This window comes from Gemmatimonadota bacterium (assembly GCA_026706345.1).
GTDB lineage: Bacteria > JAAXHH01 > JAAXHH01 > JAAXHH01 > JAAXHH01 > JAAXHH01.
Map to the genome: position 1 here is coordinate 1 of JAPOYX010000136.1, position 2,235 is coordinate 2,235.

The following is a 2,235-nucleotide window of genomic DNA, read 5'->3' on the forward strand; positions in this document are numbered from 1 at the left end:
GCTGTCGCCGGTGAAATACCAGCCCTGCTGGGCGAATTCGGACCAGTACTGTTCAACGTAGCGGTCCGGGTCTCCCCAGACTGTACGGGCCATACCCGGCCATGGGCGTTTGATGACGAGATAGCCGTCTTCGTTGGGCTCGCAGGTGGAGCCGTCTTCGCGCACTACTTCGGCTTCAATGCCGGTGAAAGGCAAGGTGGCGCTGCCCGGTTTGAGGGCGACGACAGGAGTTGGCGTGATCATGAAGCCGCCGGTTTCGGTCTGCCACCAGGTGTCCATAATGGGGCAGTTTTCGCGGCCGATGACACGATGGTACCAGCGCCAGGCTTCGGGGTTAATCGGTTCGCCGACGCTGCCGAGGAGGCGCAGGCTGGACAGGTCGTGTTGGTCGGCCCAGGCATCGCCGAAGCGCATCAGGCCGCGAATGGCGGTGGGCGCGGTGTAGAGGATGGTTATGCCGTAGTCCTCGACGAGCTTCCAGTAGCGATTGGGGTGGGGATAGTCGGGCGCGCCTTCGTACATGAAGCCGGTTGAGCCAAGGATCAAAGGCGCGTATACGATGTAGCTGTGTCCGGTTATCCAGCCGGGGTCGGCGGCGCACCACCAGAGGTCGTCCTCTTTGAGGTCGAAGACGTATTTCAGGGTGGTAGCGGTGTAGACCTGGTAGCCGCCGCAGGTATGGAGGACGCCTTTGGGTCTACCGGTTGTGCCGGACGTGTAGAGGATGAAGAGGGGATCTTCGGCGTCCATCGGCTCCGCCTCACAGACTGGGCTGGCGATGGGGAGGGCCATCTCCTCGTGCCACCAGTGATCGCGGCCGGGGGTCATCTGCACATCCTGCATGGTACGCTGGAAGACGATCACCGTATCCACAATCGAGCTACGCTTGACGGCCTCGTCAGAGATGTCCTTGAGGTTGACGGTTTTGCCGCGCAACCAGGCGCCGTCACTGGTGATCAGTACCCTGGACTGGGCGTCGTCGATGCGGCTGGCGAGGGCCTGTTCGCTGAACCCGCCGTAGACGACGGAGTGTACGGCGCCAATCTTGGTGACGGCCAACATCGCGATCATCAGTTCGGGGGTCCGTCCCATGTAGATGGTCACGGTGTCGCCCTTGCCGACGCCCTTGCCTTTGAGCACGTTGGCGAACTTATTGACTTCCTGCCAGAGCTGGTAGTAGCTGTAGTTCTGCTTGTCGCCTTCTTCGCCTTCAAAGATCAGGGCCAGCTTGTGCCTGCGCCAGGAGTTTACGTGCCGGTCCAAGGCGTTGTAGGCGATATTGGTTTTACCGCCGACAAACCATTTGAAGAACGGCGCGCCGCTGTCATCGAGCACCTTTTCGTACGGCTCAAACCAGTCGATCAGTTCGCGTGCGCGGGCATCCCAGTAGGCCTGGGAATCTGCGAGCGCTTCGCCGCGAAGGTCGAGATAGTTGGGCACGTTTGCGCCGGCGACAGCCTCGGGCGACGGCTGGTACAGTTCGCTGTCGGCGGCCGGGACCTCGATAGCCTGGCCGTTTGAGCTCTGTTCCGACATTCTTCCCTCCTTCATTCGGTGTCTATTGATCCGCTGCGGGATTGGCAACTATGATAGCACAGTTTCAGACGTGTGTTCAGATATTCTGTGCGGCCAGTTCTGCGATCTCCTCGGGGTGACGGGCGATGGCGACGCCGGCTTCCTGGAGCGCTTCGATCTTCTCAGCGGCGGTGCCTTCGCCGCCGGAGATGATGGCGCCGGCGTGGCCCATGCGTTTGCCTGGGGGGGCGGTCTGACCGGCGATGAAAGCGGTCACCGGTTTGCTCATTTCGGTTCTGATGTAGTCGGCGGCGACCTGCTCGTCGGTGCCTCCGATCTCCCCAATGAGGACGACTTGTTCAGTAGCGGAGTCCTGTTCAAACATCTGCAGCACGTCGAGAAAGTTGAGCCCTTTGATGGGGTCGCCGCCGATGCCGACGGCGGTGCTCTGACCGATTCCACGCTCTGTCAGTGCATAGATGACCTCGTAGGTGAGCGTGCCGGAACGGCTGACGATGCCGACATTGCCGGGGGTGTGGATGTGGCCGGCCATAATGCCGACTTTGGCGGATCCAGGGGAGATGAGGCCGGGGCAGTTGGGCCCGATCAGGAGAGATTCTGTTGAATCCAGGTAGGCGCGGGCGCGGGCCATGTCGAGGGCGGGGATGTTCTCGGTGATGCAGACGATGAGTGCGACGCCGGCGTCGGCGGCCTCGAGGA

2 protein-coding genes are annotated in these 2,235 nt (G+C 61.7%); both read right to left on the bottom strand.

Annotation, left to right across the window (positions count from 1 at the left end):
* Nucleotides 1–1,536 (bottom strand): acetate--CoA ligase (locus tag OXG98_08685; GenBank protein ID MCY3772082.1); only part of this gene is annotated, 1,536 nt, incomplete at its 3' end.
* Between the two features lie 76 nt (nucleotides 1,537–1,612).
* Nucleotides 1,613–2,235: succinate--CoA ligase subunit alpha (locus OXG98_08690; GenBank protein MCY3772083.1), on the bottom strand; the 623-nt coding region annotated here is incomplete at its 5' end.